17 protein-coding genes and 1 pseudogene are annotated in these 17,909 nt (G+C 67.4%); 12 read left to right on the top strand and 6 right to left on the bottom strand.

Annotated elements, in window-relative coordinates; all coding sequences use genetic code 11:
• The first annotated feature begins 56 nt into the window (after window positions 1-56).
• The 5 genes from fliD to AC5WJ1_RS22785 all read left to right on the top strand — a co-directional run bounded on the left by fliD (window position 57) and on the right by AC5WJ1_RS22785 (window position 3,906).
• Window positions 57-1,463, top strand: coding sequence for a flagellar filament capping protein FliD (gene fliD / locus AC5WJ1_RS22805; RefSeq protein ID WP_135703265.1), 1,407 nt, complete (start codon window positions 57-59; stop codon window positions 1,461-1,463).
• 18 nt (window positions 1,464-1,481) lie between these two features.
• Entirely contained in the window at window positions 1,482-1,889 is a 408-nt protein-coding gene (fliS, locus tag AC5WJ1_RS22800; protein ID WP_135703266.1) for a flagellar export chaperone FliS, read from the top strand.
• Between the two features lies 1 nt (window position 1,890).
• A complete protein-coding gene (locus tag AC5WJ1_RS22795; RefSeq protein ID WP_135703267.1) occupies window positions 1,891-2,223 on the top strand; it encodes a flagellar protein FliT in 333 nt (110 codons plus the stop codon).
• A gap of 106 nt (window positions 2,224-2,329) precedes the next feature.
• The gene (gene fliK / locus AC5WJ1_RS22790) at window positions 2,330-3,619 is read left to right on the top strand and encodes a flagellar hook-length control protein FliK (protein WP_494476564.1); all 1,290 of its coding nucleotides are present in this window, start codon (window positions 2,330-2,332) and stop codon (window positions 3,617-3,619) included.
• Window positions 3,616-3,906 (top strand): EscU/YscU/HrcU family type III secretion system export apparatus switch protein, encoded by a 291-nt coding sequence (locus tag AC5WJ1_RS22785; RefSeq protein WP_135703269.1) that lies wholly within the window; start codon window positions 3,616-3,618, stop codon window positions 3,904-3,906. Before fliK ends, AC5WJ1_RS22785 begins: the two co-directional genes overlap by 4 nt.
• A gap of 117 nt (window positions 3,907-4,023) precedes the next feature.
• Here the strand turns inward: AC5WJ1_RS22785 and fliE are convergent, their stop codons facing one another.
• Window positions 4,024-4,347, bottom strand: a complete 324-nt coding sequence (fliE, locus tag AC5WJ1_RS22780; RefSeq protein WP_133096018.1) for a flagellar hook-basal body complex protein FliE — start codon at window positions 4,345-4,347, stop codon at window positions 4,024-4,026.
• A 182-nt stretch (window positions 4,348-4,529) separates the two neighbouring features.
• Window positions 4,530-4,718 (bottom strand): hypothetical protein, encoded by a 189-nt coding sequence (locus tag AC5WJ1_RS22775; RefSeq protein ID WP_135703270.1) that lies wholly within the window; start codon window positions 4,716-4,718, stop codon window positions 4,530-4,532.
• A gap of 26 nt (window positions 4,719-4,744) precedes the next feature.
• Here AC5WJ1_RS22775 and fliF point away from each other — a divergent pair, with 26 nt between their 5' ends.
• From fliF to AC5WJ1_RS22745, 6 genes are read left to right on the top strand one after another with little or no spacing between them, the layout of a single operon-like run.
• The gene (fliF, locus tag AC5WJ1_RS22770; RefSeq protein WP_135703271.1) at window positions 4,745-6,472 is read left to right on the top strand and encodes a flagellar basal-body MS-ring/collar protein FliF; all 1,728 of its coding nucleotides are present in this window, start codon (window positions 4,745-4,747) and stop codon (window positions 6,470-6,472) included.
• Window positions 6,459-7,481: a flagellar motor switch protein FliG gene (gene fliG / locus AC5WJ1_RS22765; protein ID WP_133095669.1), complete on the top strand. Its 1,023-nt coding sequence runs from the start codon at window positions 6,459-6,461 to the stop codon at window positions 7,479-7,481. The genes fliF and fliG overlap by 14 nt, the downstream gene beginning before the upstream one ends.
• Entirely contained in the window at window positions 7,468-8,298 is an 831-nt protein-coding gene (gene fliH, locus AC5WJ1_RS22760) for a flagellar assembly protein FliH (RefSeq protein ID WP_494476563.1), read from the top strand. The genes fliG and fliH overlap by 14 nt, the downstream gene beginning before the upstream one ends.
• Window positions 8,291-9,772, top strand: coding sequence for a flagellar protein export ATPase FliI (gene fliI / locus AC5WJ1_RS22755; RefSeq protein WP_195430248.1), 1,482 nt, complete (start codon window positions 8,291-8,293; stop codon window positions 9,770-9,772). Before fliH ends, fliI begins: the two co-directional genes overlap by 8 nt.
• Entirely contained in the window at window positions 9,750-10,202 is a 453-nt protein-coding gene (gene fliJ, locus AC5WJ1_RS22750) for a flagellar export protein FliJ (RefSeq protein WP_494476562.1), read from the top strand. The genes fliI and fliJ overlap by 23 nt, the downstream gene beginning before the upstream one ends.
• Before the next feature lie 36 nt (window positions 10,203-10,238).
• On the top strand, window positions 10,239-11,675 hold the full coding sequence (locus AC5WJ1_RS22745; protein ID WP_494476561.1) for a flagellar hook-length control protein FliK: 1,437 nt from the start codon (window positions 10,239-10,241) through the stop codon (window positions 11,673-11,675).
• 77 nt (window positions 11,676-11,752) lie between these two features.
• On the opposite strand, the gene argC is transcribed toward AC5WJ1_RS22745, so the two are convergent.
• Window positions 11,753-12,682: an N-acetyl-gamma-glutamyl-phosphate reductase gene (gene argC / locus AC5WJ1_RS22740; protein WP_494476560.1), complete on the bottom strand. Its 930-nt coding sequence runs from the start codon at window positions 12,680-12,682 to the stop codon at window positions 11,753-11,755.
• Window positions 12,683-12,810: 128 nt separating this feature from the next.
• Here argC and AC5WJ1_RS22735 point away from each other — a divergent pair, with 128 nt between their 5' ends.
• Entirely contained in the window at window positions 12,811-13,695 is an 885-nt protein-coding gene (locus tag AC5WJ1_RS22735; RefSeq protein ID WP_133095664.1) for a LysR family transcriptional regulator, read from the top strand.
• A gap of 214 nt (window positions 13,696-13,909) precedes the next feature.
• On the opposite strand, the pseudogene AC5WJ1_RS22730 reads toward AC5WJ1_RS22735, so the two are convergent.
• The 3 genes and pseudogenes from AC5WJ1_RS22730 to bcaP form a co-directional block, all read right to left on the bottom strand.
• Window positions 13,910-15,103: pseudogene (locus tag AC5WJ1_RS22730) on the bottom strand (2-isopropylmalate synthase); the annotation flags it as partial.
• Between the two features lie 27 nt (window positions 15,104-15,130).
• The gene (locus AC5WJ1_RS22725; protein WP_135703279.1) at window positions 15,131-16,225 is read right to left on the bottom strand and encodes a Leu/Phe/Val dehydrogenase; all 1,095 of its coding nucleotides are present in this window, start codon (window positions 16,223-16,225) and stop codon (window positions 15,131-15,133) included.
• 269 nt (window positions 16,226-16,494) lie between these two features.
• Window positions 16,495-17,892: a branched-chain amino acid transporter BcaP gene (gene bcaP, locus AC5WJ1_RS22720; RefSeq protein WP_434034367.1), complete on the bottom strand. Its 1,398-nt coding sequence runs from the start codon at window positions 17,890-17,892 to the stop codon at window positions 16,495-16,497.
• Window positions 17,893-17,909: the final 17 nt, after the last annotated feature.

Below are 17,909 nucleotides of genomic sequence, written 5' to 3'. Positions count from 1 at the left end.
GGAATACCCCACCATCGCCGCGGAAACGAACAAAGTTGAAGAAAGGCACGACACGCATGGCAACGATCTCCTCCATCGGCATCGGCTCCAACCTGGACCTGAGTTCCCTGCTGGACCAGCTCAAGACGGCTGAGCAAGCGCCGCTCACCGCCATCAACAACCAGGCCAGGAGTTACCAGACCAAGCTGTCAGCCTTCAGCCAGCTGCAAAGCGTGCTGTCGGCATACCAGGCCGCGGCCAAGAAGCTGTCCAACGCCGATACATTCGGCGCGGTCAAGGCCACCGTCGGCTCCACCGACGTGATGTCGGTGACCACCGCAGCCAATGCCGTACCGGGCAACTACAGCATCACCGTCAACACGCTGGCCACCGCCCAGTCGCTCGTGAGCGGCAACGTCGCCGACCAGAAGGCGGCGATCGGCGGGGGCGAGATCACCTTTGACTTTGGCGAAGCGCTGGCCACCGGTGGCGCCGCCACCAGCACCAAGAAGGTCACGATCCCGGCCAACGCATCGCTGGAAGGCGTGCGCGACGCCATCAACAAGGCTGGCGTCGGCGTGACCGCGAGCATCGTCAACGATGGCAGCGCCACGCCTTACCGCCTGGTGCTGACTTCCGACAAGACCGGCACGCAAGCCACGATGCGCGTGTCGTCGGGCGATGCCGCATTGAACAACCTCGTTGCCTTTGACCCTGCCGCCGCGCCCGCCGCGAACAAGATGGAGCAGAAGGTCCCGCCGGCCAATGCCACGCTGAAGATCAACGGCATCGACGTGGTCAGCCAGAGCAACTCGGTGGTGGACGCGGCGCAGGGCGTGACCATGAACCTGAGCAAGACCGGCACCACCTCGCTGGTGGTGACGCGCGACAACGATTCGATCAAGTCGTCGGTCCAGGCCTTCGTCACCGCGTATAACAATATCCAGAGCGCGGCGAAGTCCCTGACGGCCTTCGACACCGACGCCGGCACTTCGGCGGCGCTGACCGGCGACACCACGCTGCGTTCTATCCAGTCGCGCCTGCGCGGCATGCTCGGCGGCGCGTTGGACAACGGCAATGGTGGCACGATGACGTTGATCGACGTCGGCATCTCGTTCAATAAGGACGGCACGATGGCGCTCGACGACACCAAGCTGACCAAGGCTCTGAACAATGACCTTGCCGGTGTCACGGCAATGTTTTCCAGCACCAGCGGCAGCGGCGGCATCGGCAAGCAGGTCACCGACTACGTCGACGGCCTGACCAAGACCGATGGCGCACTCAAATCGGCCCAGGATGGCATCACCAAGACGCTGAAGGACCTGGAAGACGACTATGACCGCGTCGAAGAGCGGGTCAACGCTACCATCGACCGCTACAAGGCCCAGTTCACGCAACTGGACCTGGTCGTCGCGCAGATGAACCGCACCAGCAGCTACCTGACGCAGCAGTTCAACGCGCTCACCAACAGCAGCTCCAAGTAACGTACGGGGATAACGCACATGTTCGCCCGCCAAGCCGCTAACGCCTACGCCCAGGTCGGTGTTCACACCGGCGCGATGAGCGCCAGCCCGCACAAACTCATCACGATGCTGTATGACGGCGCCCGCGCCGCCATCGCGCGGGCAAAGTTCCACCTGGAAGGCGGCAACATTGCCGAACGCGGCAACGCCATCTCCAAAGCCATCGACATCATCGACAACGGCCTGCGCGCCGTGCTGGACCACAACGCGGGCGGCGAAATCTCCGCCAACCTCGAGTCCCTGTACGAATACATGGTGCGCCGGCTGATGCTGGCCAACCTGCGTAGCGACGCGGCCCTGCTGGCCGAGGTCGATACCCTACTGGAAAGCCTGGCTTCGGCCTGGGCGCAGATCGGCGAGCCGCAACCTGCCTTACAGGACAACTGACATGGCACCCTTCTCCCCCATCGTCACCTGCTACGAAGCCATCCTGGCCCTGTCGTCCCGCATGCATGACGCCGCCCAGGCCGGCGACTGGGACACCGTCACCGAGCTGCAGCGCACTTACCTGGAACAGGTCGAGCACCTGCGCCAGCTCGACCACGAAACCCCCTTCTCCGATGCCGAGCGCATGCGCCGCTACCAGTTGCTGGACCGCATCCTCACATACGATGCCAGCATCCGCGACCTGGCCATGCCGCGGCTCACGAAGCTCGGCGACATGCTGACCAGTTCGCGCCGGCAGGTGGAGCTTGCGTCGACGTACGGCGCCATGGCCTGAGCGGCAGCCAGACAGATACCGCGCGCCGCCAGCGGCGCGCCCACTCGCCTGAACACACACACGCACGTCCGTGCGCCGCGCCGCCTTTTCCACTGATTCCTGAAAAATGACCGGCATCCACCTGCCACCAGGCCTGGCTCCCGGTCAGGCCCCGGACCCGCAATCGCTGCGCCCCGCGCTGGCGATCGACAGGCTGGCCGCGCTGCAGCCCGTGCCCGAGACCACGGAATCAAGCGTCCAGAATTCCACCGGCCAGGCAATCCGCCACAGCCAGCAGGCAGCAGGTCCCAATGGCATGCCGGCGCAGGCCGCGCTGCTGCCGGGCACGTCCACGCGCGAATCGCTGAGCAGTGCCGCGCGCGCGATCCTGGCGGTGATGGAGGGCGCCGGGCCGCAGCCGGTCAAGGCCGGCATGCCGTTGTTGCCCGCCCCGCCGGCAGCCGGTTCGATGCAGGCTGCCGCAGCGGCGCTGGCGAATGCCGTCGGACAAAGTGGCTTGTTCTACGAGTCGCACCTGGCGCAGTGGGTCGGCGGTGCGCGCCCTTTGTCGACCATCCTGCAGGAGCCGCAGGCAGGCGTACCACGCACGTCACCACAGGCGGCACCCAAGCCGCAGGCTTCCACCTCGGCCATGTTGACCTATGCCGGACCGGCCAGCGGTGACGTGCCTCGCATTAGCACACCGCCGCTGCTGCCGGCCTCGCAGGTGCTGGCCGAAGCGCTGGCCTCGCCGCGCAATCCGCGCGTGGCGCACAGCCACGCGCCGTCCGAGCAGGGTGTGCGCCAGGGCACCGGCTCCGCAGCCGTGTATAGCCGCGATGCCGACACGCCACCGCCACGGCCATCCACCGGCATGCTGGCGACGCAGGCCTACCAGGCCACCGCGGACGCCGCGCGTCCGGCGGCAGCCGAGCCGATGGCAGCCCATGCAGCGCGCACCGGCGATACCGACAGCATCGCCAGCGAAGCCTCCCGGCAAGCAGCACCCGCCGGACCGGCGATTCATCCCGCGACCGAGGGCGTGGTTCGCCAGCAGCTCGAACTGCTCGCGACGCAGCAGTTCCGCTTTGCCGGCGAAGCATGGCCTGGCGCAGCCATGGAGTGGGACATCCGGCGTACGGATCCCGAGGCGAATGGCCAGGGCCCCGACGACGCGAGCAGGCCGTGGTCGAGCCGGATCCGGCTGCAGTTGCCCAGCCTTGGCACTGTGGAAGTCCTGCTGACGCTGGGCCCGTCCGGACTGGAGGCGCGTGTCGCCACCGGCGAGACCGATATCGCCGCGCGCCTGATCGCCGCGCGGCCGCTGCTGCGCAACCGTCTGGAAGCCCAGGGCATCCCGCTGCAGCGGCTCAATATCCAGACCCAGGACGACCTCGCCGCAGGAGCCACGTCATGAGCGAAGGCGCAGCAGACCGCGGCGCGGCCATCGCGCTCAGCTACCAGCACAACAACCAGGCACCACGCGTGGTTGCCAAGGGCTATGGCGTGGTGGCCGAGGCCATCATCGCCCGCGCCAAAGAAGCGGGTGTCTATATCCACGACTCGCCCACGCTGGTCAACCTGCTGATGCAGGTGGACCTGGACAGCCAGATTCCGCCGCAGCTGTATGTAGCGGTGGCCGAACTGCTGGCGTGGATCTACCACCTGGAATCGGGCATGGACATCGCGGAGCCGCGGACCTGAACTTCTGCTGGTCTGGCCCAGCCATGCCCTGACGCATCCCTGAAAGGCAAAGAGCCCATGGCATGCGCACGCGGCCAGGGGCTCTTTGCTCTGTGCGCGGCAATCCTGCCGCGCCAATCAGATCGGCATGCTCATCATCTCCTGATACGCCTGCACCAGCCGGTTCCGCACCTGCACCCCGGTCTGGAACGAGATATTCGCCTTCTGCAGGTCGATCATCACGTCATTGAGCGCCACCCCCGGCTTGCCCAGCTCGAAGGCCTCGGCCTGGCCATAGGCGCGCTCCTGCGCCGCATTGATCTTGCCCAGCGAGCGTTGCAGCTCGCCGGCGAAGCCGCCGCCGGCAACCGGTGCCGACTGGGTGGCGCTGTTGCCCGAGGCAACCTGTGACAGGCCGCGCAACTGCTGCAGCATGGACTCGATGGAAGAGATAGTGGTCATGGCGTCGTCATGGGCCGGCTGGTAGCCGGGTCAGTCGATGGCGCGTCTCGTCGAGCACATTCATGCCGGCAAGGCAGACGGGGCGCACCGATTTTCAGCGGTTTGCAGAGTACCCGCCGCCACGCACCCGCCATGGCCCGAAATCGGGCGGAAAACCGGGTCTGTTTGCGGCATTGTCCCACTCAAGTCTGGCCGATCATTGCCACCGTGCCGGACAAGCGCGGGCAGCCGCCGAGCGCCGCCTTCCGGCACTTGCCAGACCAACCATTGATCCGGGAGTACGCGTGTTTTCTCTGCAGCGTAATGTGTGCCGCGCCATGAGCCGTGCCGACGACCATGGCCGCCATCACCGCCCGAGCCGTCGCGAGCATCGCGGCGCCGGCGCAGGAGCACGCGCGTGACCGCGGCGGTTGCCATGCCGGGCCGGCCGGCCGAGGTGCTTGAGCGCCTGAAGGCCAACCCCAGGCTGCCGCTGATGCTGGGCGGCGCGGCGCTTGCCGCCGCCATCGCCGTGGGCGTGCTGTGGTCGCGCGCGCCGGACTACAAGGTGCTGTACAGCAACCTGTCCGAGCGCGACGGCGGTGCGGTGCTGCAGTCGCTGCAGCAGATGAACGTGCCGTACAAGTTTGCCGAAGGCGGCGGCGCGGTGATGGTGCCGGCCGGGAAAGTCCACGAGACGCGGCTGCGGCTCGCCTCGCAGGGCCTGCCCAAGAGCGGCACCGCGGGCATGGAGCTGATGGACAACCAGAAGTTCGGCATCAGCCAGTTTGCCGAGCAGGTCAATTACCAGCGCGGGCTGGAAGGCGAGCTGGCGCGCTCGATCGAATCGATCGCCGCCGTGCAGTCGGCCCGCGTGCACCTGGCGATCCCCAAGCCGACGCTGTTCGTGCGCGAGCGCCAGAAGCCTACCGCCTCGATCGTGCTGCAGCTTTACCCGGGCCGCGCCATCGACGAGGGCCAGGTCGCGGCGATCAGCCACCTGGTGTCGTCGAGCGTGCCGGAGCTGACGCCCAAGTCGATCTCGATCGTCGACCAGCACGGCAACCTGCTGTCGAACAGCGGCAACGAGCGCATGCTCGACGCCACCCAGCTCAAGTACGTGCAGGCGCTGGAACAGAACTACCTCAAGCGCATCGAGGCGATCCTGGCGCCGATCGTCGGCAAGGACAACGTGCGTGCGCAGGTGACGGCCGACGTGGACTTCTCCATCGTCGAGCACACCGACGAGAGCTACAAGCCCAACCAGGATCCCACCCGCTCGGCCATCCGCAGCCAGCAGACCAGCGAGTCGAGCCAGCAGGGCGCGACGCCGCCGGGCGGCGTGCCGGGCGCGCTGTCCAACCAGCCGCCCGCTGCCGCGGTCGCGCCGGTGACCACGCCGCAGACGCCGCGCGCGGGCCAGGCGCCTGGACAGGCCGGCGCCCCCGCCGCCGGCCAGCCGGGCCAGGCAGGGCAAGCGGGCCAGCAAGGCCAGGCCGCGCAAGGCGCGCAGGCCGGCACGGCCAGCGGCCCGAGCAGTAACCGCCGCGATTCCACCGTCAACTACGAGCTGGACCGCACCGTGCGCCATGTGCAGCAGGCACCGGGCGGCGTGCGCCGGCTGTCGGTGGCGGTGGTGGTGAACTACCGCCAGGCGGCCGATGCCAAGGGCAAGATGGTGGCGCAGCCGCTGCCGCCGGCGCTGCTGGCGCAGATCGAGAACCTGACCAAGGAGGCAATGGGCTTCTCGTCCGATCGGGGCGACTCGATCAACGTGGTCAACAGCCCGTTCACCGTGGACCGCGAGGTCACGCCGGAAGTCCCGCTGTGGAAGCAACCTGAAATGATCGATCTCGGCAAGACCGGCGCGGGCTACCTGCTGCTGGCACTGCTGGCGCTGTTCGCGTGGTTCAAGGTGGCGCGCCCGATCCTGCGCCGCTACACCACGCCGCCGCTGCCGGCACCGGAAGCCAGGGAAGAGACCGAGGCCGTGCTGCTGCCGCCAGAAGAGCCCGCCAATCCGGAAGTCCTGCGGCTTGCCGCCAAGTATGAAAGCGACCTCGCGCTGGTGCGTGACGCCGCACAGCGCGACCCGCGCCTGGTCGCCAGCGTGATCAAGAACTGGATTGCCAATGACAACCGCTAAGGCCATCTCCAAGGAAGTCTCCGCCAGCGGCCTGCAGAAGAGCGCCGTGCTGATGATGGCGATCGGCGAGGATGCCGCGGCCGAGGTGTTCAAGCACCTGTCGCAGCGCGAGGTGCAGGAACTGGGCGCTGCCATGGCCTCGCTCAGTTCAGTCACGCGCGAGGAAATGGCCGGCGTGCTGGGCGAGTTCCGCTCCGAGACCGAGCAGTACCTGGCACTGAACGTCGATTCCAGCGCCTTTATCCGCAGCGTTCTGAACAAGGCGCTGGGCGAGGAGCGCGCGCAGTCGGTGATCGAGGACATCCTGGAGTCGCGCGACCCGGGCAGCGGCATCGACTCGCTCAACTGGATGGACGCGACCTCGATCGCCGAGCTGATCCGCGACGAGCACCCGCAGATCATCGCCACCATCCTGATCCACCTGGACCGCCAGAAGTCGTCGGAGGTGCTGGGCCTGTTCACCGACCGCCTGCGCAACGACGTGATCCTGCGTATCGCCACCTTCGGCGGCGTGCAGCCGGGCGCGCTGCAGGAGCTGACCGACGTGCTGACCAAGCTGCTGGCGGGCCAGAGCCTGAAGCGCAGCCGCATGGGCGGCGTGCGCACCGCGGCGGAGATCATCAACCTGATGAGCACCGCGCACGAAGAGGCGGTCATCGACGGCGTGCGCCTGCACGACGGCGACCTGGCGCAGAAGATCATCGACGAGATGTTCCTGTTCGAGAACCTGCTGGAGGTCGACGACCGCGGCATCCAGCGCGTGCTCAAGGAAATCGCCACCGAGTCGCTCATCGTCGCGCTCAAGGGCGCGCCGTCGGAATTGCGCGACAAGTTCATCCGCAACATGTCCACGCGCGCCGGCGAGATGCTGCGCGAGGACCTGGATGCGCTCGGCCCGGTGCGCGTGTCGCAGGTCGAAGCCGAGCAGAAGGCCATCCTGCAGGTGGTGAGACGCCTGGCGGATGCGGGCGAAGTCCAGATCGGCGGAGGCGACGATGCCTATGTCTGATGCATTACCCGAGCGCGGCCTGAATGCACAGCACGCGCCGAACGCACCGAGCGCACGCCGCGCGGTACGGGGCGATCCCCCTGACAGCGCGCACGGCGGCTTCGCGCCGTTCGAGCCGCCGCGCCGCGCGCGCGGTGGCGGCGCCGGCTGGCAGCGCTGGCAGATGGGCTCGCTCGACCCGCGCGATGCGCGCAACAACGCGCCCGAGACGCCTGCCGACCTCTTGCCGGCCGAGCCCGCGCCACCGCCGATCGATTTCGCGGCGCTGGATGCGATGCGCGAGGGCGCGCGCAAGGAAGGCTATGCGCAGGGCTACACGCAGGGACAGACTCAGGGCTATGGCGACGGCCACCGCGAAGGCTATTCGCGCGGGCTGGAAGCGGCGCGCAACGAGGCCGCGCAGCTGCAGGCGCTGGCCACCAATTTCCGCAGCGCGCTGGCGGGCGTCGACGATCAGGTCGCGCGCGCGCTGGTGACGCTGGCGCTGGATGTGGCGCGCCAGCTGGTGCGCACCACGGTTGCCGGGGATCCCTCGGTGCTGCTGCCCGCGGTGCGCGAGCTGCTGGCCAGCGAGCCCGCGCTGCAGGGCTCGCCCAGCGTGCTGCTGCATCCTGACGACGTTGCGCTGGTCGAGGCGCACCTGCAGGGCGAACTCGAAGCCGCGGGCTGGACCGTACGACCGGATCCGACGGTGGCGCGCGGCGGCTGCATTGCCAGCGCCGCCAGCGGCGAGCGCGACGCGACGCTGGCCACGCGCTGGACGCGCGTGGCCAAGGCGCTGGGGCGCGACGATCCGTGGGAGCCGCCGCATGACTGAGGCCGCCGCACCAGTCGCACAAGCCGCGCCGGATGGCGCATCGAGCCGGCATACGCAACGCTGGATCGGCGCGCTCGAAACCGCATCGGCCGGCATTGCCGGCCTCGACAGCAAGCGCAGCTGCGGCCGCCTGACGCGTGCCGCGGGGCTGGTGCTCGAGGCCGTGGGCCTGCGCCTGCCGGTGGGCAGCGACTGCCTGATCGAACTGCCCGCCGGTCAGTTCATCGCCGACAGCAACGCACCCCGCACCGCCGAAGCGGAAGTGGTGGGCTTCGGTGCCGACCGCCTTTACCTGATGCCGCAATCCGACGTGGTCGGCCTGCTGCCGGGCGCCCGCGTCTATCCGCTGGAGCCGTCGCCGCAGCCGGCCGGCACCGCCGCGCCGCGCGAGCCGGGCTCCAAGCGCCTGCCCGTCGGCGCGGGCCTGCTCGGCCGCGTGCTCGATGCCGCTGGCCGCCCGCTCGATGGCCTGGGCCCGCTGGCCGCGGCAATGGAAGTGCCGCTGGCCGGCGAGCAGATCAACCCGCTGATGCGCGCACCTATCGAAACCGTGCTCGATACCGGCGTGCGTGCCATCAACGGCATGCTGACGGTGGGGCGCGGCCAGCGCATGGGCCTGTTCGCGGGCTCGGGCGTGGGCAAGAGCGTGCTGCTGGGCATGATGGCGCGCTACACCAGCGCCGACGTGATCGTGGTCGGCCTGATCGGCGAGCGCGGCCGCGAGGTCAAAGAATTCATCGAGAACATCCTGGGGCCGGAGGGCCGCCGCCGCTCCGTGGTGGTGGCGGCGCCGGCCGATTGCTCGCCGCTGCTGCGCATGCAGGGCGCCGCCTATGCAACCCGGCTCGCCGAGTATTTCCGCGACCAGGGCCAGCACGTGCTGCTGATCATGGATTCGCTGACGCGCTACGCCATGGCGCAGCGCGAGATCGCGCTGGCGATCGGCGAGCCGCCCGCGACCAAGGGCTATCCGCCGTCGGTCTTCGCCAAGCTGCCGACGCTGGTCGAGCGCACCGGCAATGGCCCCGAGGGCGGCGGCTCGATCACCGCGTTCTACACCGTGCTGACCGAAGGCGATGACCAGCAGGACCCGATCGCCGATTCGGCGCGAGCGATCCTGGACGGCCATATCGTGCTGTCGCGCAGCCTGGCCGAGTCGGGGCACTACCCCGCCATCGATGTCGAGGCCTCCATCAGCCGCGCCATGACCGCGCTGATCCCGCATGAGCAGTTCGCCTCGGTGCGCCGCTTCAAGCAGTTGATGTCGCGCTATCAGCGCAACCGCGACCTGATCAGCGTGGGCGCCTACGTGCCGGGCAACGATCCCGAGCTGGACCTTGCAATCCGGCTGCATCCGCGCATGGAAGCCTTCCTGCAACAGGATATCCACCAGCGCGCCGGCTACGACGACGCCATCGCCCAGCTGCACAGCCTCTTCGACAGGAGTGATCATGGCCAAGCCTTCACCGCTTAATACCCTGGCGGACCTTGCCCAGAACGATACCGACGCCGCCGCGCGCGAACTCGGCCGGCTGCAGGGCTCGCGCACGCAGGCGGAGCAGCAGCTGAACCAGCTGACGCAATACCGCCACGAGTACCGCGCGCGCATGCAGGCCGTGGCCGCGGAGGGCATGACCTCGAGCCGCTGGCAGGACTTTTCGCGCTTCCTCGACTCGCTCGACCAGGCCATCCGCCAGCAGACCGCGGCGCTGGCCAAGGCCGAAGCCGACCTCGTGGCCGGGCGCACCCGCTGGCAGCACCAGAAGCGCCGGCTGAATTCCTTCGACACGCTGATCGCGCGGGCCGAGGCCAGGGAAGAACAGGTCGCCGCGCGCCGCGAGCAGCGCGCCAATGACGAATACGCGGCCCGGCTGGCACGCGCCGCCGCCACCCGGCTTGGCTAAGCCGCGACCGCTACCGGAATTCCGCAGCAGAACGACATGATCGATATCAGCCAGATTGTCAGCAACACCGCCAATGCCGCCAAGGCGGCTGCCAGTGCAACCGAAAGCACCAGGCGCGCCAGCAGCGACACCAGCGGCTTCGGCGACGCACTGGCGCGTGCCCGCGAAAGCAGCCCGCAGCAAGCCCCGGCAACAAAGGCCCGGGACGCAGACGCCGGGCAGGAAAGGTCCGCGAGCCAAAAACAGCCAGCGCCGGAGCCGGCACGCGCCGACACCGGCAAGCCGCTGGCGGCGCCGGCGGACAAGCCGGCGGCCGCCGACAAGGCCAAGGAAGACGATGACAGCGCTGTTGCCGCCGATGCGGCGGCCGCAGCAGCCGCCGCGGCGCTGGCATTGCTGCTGCCGGCAACGGCCACGGCAGCGTCCGCAGCGGCCGGCGCAGCGGTCGGCTCGGCCGCCGACGCAGGCGGCAACGCCGCCCTGCAAGCCGCGCTGGCCGGCGCCGCGCAGCCGGCGGCTGCCGGCGCATCCGACGTTGCCAGCGCCCAGGCGACGGCGTTGCGGGGCGACGCCGCCGCATTGTCCGACACGCTGCAGGTCGTGACCGCCGAGGCCGCGCCGGCCCAGCCTTCAGTCGCCGACACGCTCGCCACCATCGCCTCGCAACGCGCCGCGATGCAGGGCAGCACGCCGGCCGCCACGGACGCCAGGTCGGGCTCTGCCCTCACGCAATCCGTGCCAGCCGCCAGCATTCCGGCGCAGCAGGACAACGCCGGCCAGCAGCCCGACAGCGGCATCGGCCAGCACCGCGCCGATCCGCTTGCCGCTGCCAATGGCGCCGGCGAAGCGCGTCCGGCCGCCAGCTCGTTCGCCGCCGCGCAAGCCGCGGCGCGCGCCACCGAGGCCGCCACGGTGTCGACCAGCGCCGACAACGCGCCCGCCCTGGCCGCCACGCTCGCCGGCCAGCACACGGCCCAGGCCCCGGCGGCTGCCGCGGCCGCAACCGCTCGCCCGATGGTCGCCCCGGCGCTGTACGACAGCCAGTGGCCGCAGGCCCTGGGCCAGCAGATGCTCCGCCTCAGCACCCAGGGCACGCAGAGCGCAGAGCTGCAACTGAACCCGCCCGACCTTGGCCCGCTGAAGGTCGTGCTCAACGTGGTCAACGACCAGGCCCAGGCGCAGTTCGTCTCGCCGCACCAGGCGGTACGGGCCGCAGTGGAAGCGGCGCTGCCGCACCTGCGCACCGCGCTGTCCGAAAACGGCATCCAGCTGGGACAGACGTCGGTCGGCGCCGACGGCTTTGCCAACCAGGCCGGCAACGGGCAGCAACAGCAGCAGGCGCCGGGCAACGGGCGCGGGCAGCCGGCCTTCGGCACGAGCACGCTGGCTGGCGCCGAGCCCGCCGCATCAGCGGAACCGGTGGCCCGGTCTGCACGGGTGCCGGCGCGCGGCGAGATTGATACGTTCGCCTGATTTTGTTGGGGACGTGTCGGGCATTCAGGCACCACCGGAACACAAAGGCCGCCGTTTCAGGCGGCCGCCATCGGCCACTATTGCTGCGTGAGCATCAGGTTCAGGTTTTGAACCGCGGCGCCGGATGCGCCTTTGCCAAGATTGTCGAAAACCGCGGACAGCAGGACGTGCCCGTGCTCCATGTTAGGAAATACGCTTAAGTGCATGTCATTCGTACCGTTCAGTACCTGCGGATCCAGGTGTTCTAAAACGCGCGATTCGTGCAACGGCAGGACATGTACATGGGCCGCCCCCGCATAGTGGCGGGCGAGGCAAGCGTGGAGCGTGGCGCCATCCACGTCGGGGGCCAGCAGCCTCAACGCGAGGGGCACCGTCAGCACGATGCCCTGGCGGAACGCCCCATACGCGGGAACGAAGATCGGACGCTGCGCGAGCCCGGCATGCTGCTGGATCTCCGGGGGGTGCTTGTGCGCGAGTTCCAGGCCATACACCTGGAATGCCGGCGCGCTGACGGCATCCGGCCCCTCATACTCCTCCACGCCGGCACGCCCGCGTCCGGAGTAGCCGGACACCGCATGAATGCTGACCGGGTAGCTGGCTGGCACAAGCCCGGCCTGCACCAGGGGACGCAGCAGGCCAATCGCACCGGTCGGATAGCAGCCGGGATTGGTGACCCGTCGCGCGTTCGCAATGCGCGCGGCCTGTCCCGGTGTCATTTCCGGAAAACCATATGTCCAGTCCGGATGCGTGCGGTGGGCTGAACTTGCGTCGATCACCCTGACGGCGGGATTGACGATGGCGTTCACCGCCTCGCGCGCGGCGGCATCGGGCAAACAGAGGATGGCGATGTCGCAGGCATTGATGGCTTCCGCACGACGCCGTGGGTCCTTGCGTTCCGACGCGTCAAGCGTGAACAGGCTGAGGTCGGTGCGGCCGCGCAGCCGTTCGTGGATTTGCAACCCGGTGGTGCCTTGGTCGCCGTCGATAAAAACCAGGGGGGAGCTCATGCGAGGAATACTCCGGTGACTGAGGGGGGTAACACGTCGTAGGAGCCCCAATCTTCCATGGAGCACTAGAATAATGAAAGTTGAATTTCACAACGCTGACATTCAGCTTTCCTGAATCCGGAGCCGACATGCGAGAGATCAGCCTGGACCGCCTGCGCACGCTGGTCGCCATTGCCGACCATGGCTCATTCGCCGAGGCGGCGCGTGCCTTGCACCTTGCGCCGCCCACGGTCAGCCTCCACATCGCTGACCTGGAACGACGCATCGGAGCACCGCTACTGTCGCGAAAACGCGGACAGGTAAGGCCGTCGGCGATCGGAGAGGTGCTGGTGGAGCGCGGGCGTCGGCTGCTGGCCGACGCGGAGCAGGCGCTGGACGATATTCAACGACAGGTGGAGGGGCTCGAAGGGCGCGTCCGGCTCGGTGCGTCGACTGGCGCGATCGCGCACCTGCTGCCACAGGCGCTCGAGGTGCTGCGCCAGCAGCATCCCGCCATCGACATCCAGATTGCGGTCCTCACTTCGCAGGAAACACTGTCCCGGCTGGCGGACGGCACGCTGGATATCGGGCTGGTTGCACTGCCTCAGCCGCCGGTGGCCGGACTGGTGATAAAGCCCTGGCGCCGCGACCCCGTGATGGCCTTCGTGCCGGCGCATTGGCAGTGCCCGGCCCGCGTCACGCCGGACTGGCTCGCCGCCCAGCCTCTGATTCTTAATGATGCGACCACGCGCCTCTCGCGTCAGACTGCGGAGTGGTTCGCGGCCGCGGGACACCATCCCGCACCACGCATTCAGCTCAACTACAACGACGCGATCAAGAGCCTGGTCGCGGCGGGTTACGGCGCGGCGCTGTTGCCCCACGAGGCCACCACGCCATTGCCGGACAAGCGCATCGTCATGCGTCCGCTGCGCCCGGCGTTATGGCGTCGGCTCGGCATCGCGCATCGTGCGGGGTACGTTGAACGCTCCACCCAACACGTACTGGATGCGCTGTGGGATCTGCGATTGGTGTAGTAGCTGCCAGTCGCAGCTTCGGTTCGCTACCCGTGTTTTAGCCACCCGCCCGCGTACTGGTGTGCTGGCGCCAGAGGTTAGCGGATACCGGAATTCCGGTGTCGGCTTGTCCCGACGTTCGGCGATCCGTACAGGCGGCGCTGTCCCCAGCGCCGCCTGTGGTAGCTGCCGGCGACGTGGCCGGCCCCGCTTATCAGGCGCTGAATGTGCGGGATTCCGCCACGCCAAAGGCAATGTCTCTCAGATCATCATCGGTGATCTCGGGCTTGGTATCCGCCAGTCGCTTGAAGCGCGCGAAGGCGGCGGATAGCATTTCGTCGTCGCGAAAATGCATGCCCAGCTCCTGAACCCTGTGCCTGAAAGCATTCCGACCAGAAAGCTTGCCAAGCACGAGCGCGCCTTTGTCCCATCCGACGTCTTCCGGTCGCATGATTTCATAGGTCTCGCGCGCTTTCAGGATGCCATCTTGATGAATACCGGAAGCATGGGCGAAGGCATTTGCACCAACCACCGCCTTGTTGGGTGGAACGCTGAATCCCGTGGCCTCAGAGACAGCCCTGGACGCAGCGAGCAAATGGGCGGTGTTCACTCCAACATCTAGTCCGAACAGGTCGCGCCTGGTCTTTACTGCCATGACGACCTCTTCCAGAGACGCATTGCCTGCGCGCTCGCCAAGCCCGTTGATGGTGCATTCGATCTGACGCGCGCCACCATGTCTGACGGCCTCTAGCGAGTTGGCAACGGCCAGGCCGAGATCATTGTGGCAATGGACTGACCATACGGCCTTGTCGGAGTTGGGAATACGCTCGCGAAGCTTCCTGAGTCCTTCGGCGAATTCGGCGGGCATGGCATAGCCAACGGTGTCGGGAAAGTTGATCGTGGTCGCCCCTTCGTCGATGACACCCTCGATCACGCGACAGAGGAAATCCGGGTCCGATCGACTCCCATCCTCAGTGCTGAATTCCACGTCGTCCGTGAATTTTCGCGCGAAGCGGACAGCAGTGCGGGCCCGCAGAGATACCTCCTCCGGGGTCATGCGCAGCTTCTTCTCCATGTGCAACGCTGACGTTGCAATAAAGGTGTGGATGCGGGATCTTCTCGCGCCGCTCAGCGCATTGGCGGCTCTCTCGATATCCCGCTCGTTGGCACGGGCAAGCGAGCAGATCACGCTGCCTTTTACTTGCCGGGAAATCTCCTTGATGGCGTCGTGGTCGCCATCCGAGCTGGCTGCAAAGCCAGCTTCGATGACATCGACGTTCAGGGCGTCCAGCTGTTCCGCGATCGCGATTTTCTGCCTGATGGCCATCGCCGCGCCGGGCGACTGTTCGCCATCGCGCAGGGTGGTGTCAAAGATGACGAGCTTGTCGCCGGCGCTGGCCGAACTGTGGGGCTTCGGGTGTCCGTTCATATACCTTCTCCGGGTCGGGGTGACAGCTCAGTGCAACCCGATGCCGTGCGACAACACCTCGTGCGCCCACTTCACCGCCTCGCGTGCCGGCGCCTCGCCTGCCGACTCTACGCGTTGCGCGAGCCTGAGCACCCGATCGCGGATACCGGCCACTTCGTCGCGAAGGGCTGAATCGTCGACGCCGCCGAGGTATTCCCGGGCGCAACTTACGATGCCACCGGCATTGATGAGGAAATCCGGCGCATAGAAGATGCCGCGCTGATGCAAGGTGTCGCCTTCGGCCAGTGAAGCGAGTTGGTTGTTTGCGCCGCCGGCGATGATCTGGAAGCGGCAGCTTTCGGCCACGGCCGGGGTGATGACGGCACCCAGCGCACAAGGTGCAAATACGTCGACATCCGCGCCCGTAATGGCTTCCGGCGATACGACGTGTGCGCCAAATTGCTGTTGCGCCTGCGATGCGCGCCCGGCATCGATATCCGCCACGGTCAGGTTCGCACCCGCCTCATGGAGGCGGCGGCAGAGTTCCCAGCCTACCGACCCCAGTCCCTGGACGGCCACTGACAGCCCCGCGAGCGACTTGCGGTCCAGGCGGTACTGCGCCGCCGCCTGAATACCGACGAACACGCCATAAGCTGTCCACGGCGAGGGGTTGCCACCGAATCCGCCGTCGCGCGGCATGCCGCTGACGTAGCCGGTCTCGGCCTGGACAGCGCGCATGTCGTCCACCGTCGTGCCCACGTCTTCAGCCGTGATATAGCTGCCTCGCAGCGACTCCACCATGCGGCCGAATGCGCGGAAGAGCTGTTGGCGGTCCGTCTGCGCCGGCGAGCGCAGGATCACAGCCTTGCCGCCGCCGAAAGGCAGCCCGGCGAGGGCGTTCTTGTAAGCCATGCCCTGCGACAGGCGCAGGGCGTCGGACAGCGCCTCGGTCTCGGCGGAATAGGTCCAGTACCGGCAGCCGCCGAAGGCGGGGCCCAGTCTGGTGTTGTAGATGGCGATGATGGCCTGCAGGCCGGATTGCGGATCAGTGGCGAGCGTCACGCGCTCGTGGGACAGGCCTTCGCCAGTGCCGAACAGGCGGACAGCGGCCGCGTGGGTACGGTCGTTCAACTTCTTCTCCATGACGTGGGGAATGCAAAGCTGTAGCTCTGCCTTCCTTGGCACACCGCCTGGGTTGCAGTGCGGTGCGGCTTTGATGGGCGCGGAGCCCCCATCGGGTTCGGCGGCGGGCGATTGTGTCGCGCCAGCGCCGGGTTGGCATCTTACTCAGATCCGGGCGTGGAAGCGGTTGGGGTTTTCGCTTACCCCAAGGTTGGCCTCTACATCCATTCACACGCTTTTCAGTGGCAAACGGTGGCGTCCATGCAGGCTTCTACGGCCGGCCCCGCGTGCTACCTGGTGCCACCGTGCAGCACCGCATTGCGGCGCGCGTACAGAAAGTAGACCGACAGCCCGATCCCGAGCCACGTGAGGAAGGCGACCCAGGTCAGCGCTTGAAGGTGCGCCATCAGGAACAGGCAGAAGCCAACCGATAGCAGCGGAACCACCGGCACGCCGGGGCAGCGAAAGGCCCTCTTCAGTTCGGGACGGGTCCGGCGCAGTACCAGCACCGCGATTGAAATGAGCGTGAAGGCGGCGAGCGTGCCGATATTGATCAACTCGGCCAGCACATTGAGCGGCACGAAGGCGGCGATCATCGCGAACACAATGCCGACGGTCCACGTGGCAAAGAACGGCGTGGCGTGCAACGGGTGCACCGACGACAGCCTGGCGGGCAGCAGGCCATCGCGAGACATGGCAAAAATCACGCGAGTCTGGCCAAAGGTCATCACCAGGATCACTGTGGTCATGCCCAGAATAGCGCCCAGGTCGACAAAGCCGGCCACCCAGTTCTGTCCCGCGTACTGCAGCACCAGCGACACGGGATGGTCGACGCCGGCGAACTTGGTGAAGGGGACGACGCCAGTCATGATGGCCGCGACTATCACGTATAGCACTGTGCAGACCGTCAGCGAGCCGATGATACCCACCGGCAGGTCGCGGTGCGGATTTCGCACTTCCTCGGCGGCGGAGGTCACCGCATCGAAACCGATGAAGGCGAAGAAAACCAGCGCCGCCGCATTGAAGATGCCGGATACCCCGAACGGCGCGAATGGCTGCCAGTTGGCCGGCTTGACGTGCCAGACGCCGACCGCGATGAACAGCACCACCACCGCAATCTTGATCGCCACCATCACGTTATTGAGGCGGGCCGACTCCCGCACGCCGCAGGACACCACCCAAGTGGTGACTAACATGATCAGGAAAGCCGGCAGGTTGAACAAGGTGGTCACGCCTGGCACCGCCCCCGGAGCTGCCGTCAGCGCCGTCGGTAAATGCAGGCCGAAACCTGCCACCAGCGACTGGAAGTATCCCGACCATCCTACCGAAACCGCCGAGGTAGCCAGACCGTATTCGAGCAGAAGGTCCCAGCCGATCATCCAGGCGATGATCTCGCCCAGAGTCGCGTAGCTATACGTATAGATCGATCCCGACACCGGGATGGCGGAGGCGAACTCGGCGTAGCACAGCGCGGCGAAGCCGCAGGCCATGGCCGCAATGACGAAAGACACGGTCAGCGCCGGGCCCGCGGTCAAAGCGCCGGTGCCGGTCAGCACGAAGATGCCGGTGCCGATGATGGCGCCGATGCCCATCAGCACGAGGTCCATCGGACCCAGCACCTTCTTCAGGCCGCCGGCGTTGCGGTCCACCAGCATGGCGTCAATGTCTTTGGTTCGGAACAAGCTCATATAGGGGTCTCCTTCAT

It is taken from the genome of Cupriavidus sp. MEYA8 (assembly GCF_059278825.1).
This window is presented reverse-complemented; position numbering and strand designations above follow the sequence as displayed.

Coding starts and splice junctions, on each gene's coding strand:
- fliD (WP_135703265.1), top strand. CDS start 57: ATGGCAACGATCTCCTCCATCGGCATCGGCTCCAACCTGGACCTGAGT.
- fliS (WP_135703266.1), top strand. CDS start 1,482: ATGTTCGCCCGCCAAGCCGCTAACGCCTACGCCCAGGTCGGTGTTCAC.
- AC5WJ1_RS22795 (WP_135703267.1), top strand. CDS start 1,891: ATGGCACCCTTCTCCCCCATCGTCACCTGCTACGAAGCCATCCTGGCC.
- fliK (WP_494476564.1), top strand. CDS start 2,330: ATGACCGGCATCCACCTGCCACCAGGCCTGGCTCCCGGTCAGGCCCCG.
- AC5WJ1_RS22785 (WP_135703269.1), top strand. CDS start 3,616: ATGAGCGAAGGCGCAGCAGACCGCGGCGCGGCCATCGCGCTCAGCTAC.
- fliE (WP_133096018.1), bottom strand. CDS start 4,347: ATGACCACTATCTCTTCCATCGAGTCCATGCTGCAGCAGTTGCGCGGC.
- AC5WJ1_RS22775 (WP_135703270.1), bottom strand. CDS start 4,718: ATGCTCGCGACGGCTCGGGCGGTGATGGCGGCCATGGTCGTCGGCACG.
- fliG (WP_133095669.1), top strand. CDS start 6,459: ATGACAACCGCTAAGGCCATCTCCAAGGAAGTCTCCGCCAGCGGCCTG.
- fliH (WP_494476563.1), top strand. CDS start 7,468: ATGCCTATGTCTGATGCATTACCCGAGCGCGGCCTGAATGCACAGCAC.
- fliI (WP_195430248.1), top strand. CDS start 8,291: ATGACTGAGGCCGCCGCACCAGTCGCACAAGCCGCGCCGGATGGCGCA.
- fliJ (WP_494476562.1), top strand. CDS start 9,750: ATGGCCAAGCCTTCACCGCTTAATACCCTGGCGGACCTTGCCCAGAAC.
- AC5WJ1_RS22745 (WP_494476561.1), top strand. CDS start 10,239: ATGATCGATATCAGCCAGATTGTCAGCAACACCGCCAATGCCGCCAAG.
- argC (WP_494476560.1), bottom strand. CDS start 12,682: ATGAGCTCCCCCCTGGTTTTTATCGACGGCGACCAAGGCACCACCGGG.
- AC5WJ1_RS22735 (WP_133095664.1), top strand. CDS start 12,811: ATGCGAGAGATCAGCCTGGACCGCCTGCGCACGCTGGTCGCCATTGCC.
- AC5WJ1_RS22725 (WP_135703279.1), bottom strand. CDS start 16,225: ATGGAGAAGAAGTTGAACGACCGTACCCACGCGGCCGCTGTCCGCCTG.
- bcaP (WP_434034367.1), bottom strand. CDS start 17,892: ATGAGCTTGTTCCGAACCAAAGACATTGACGCCATGCTGGTGGACCGC.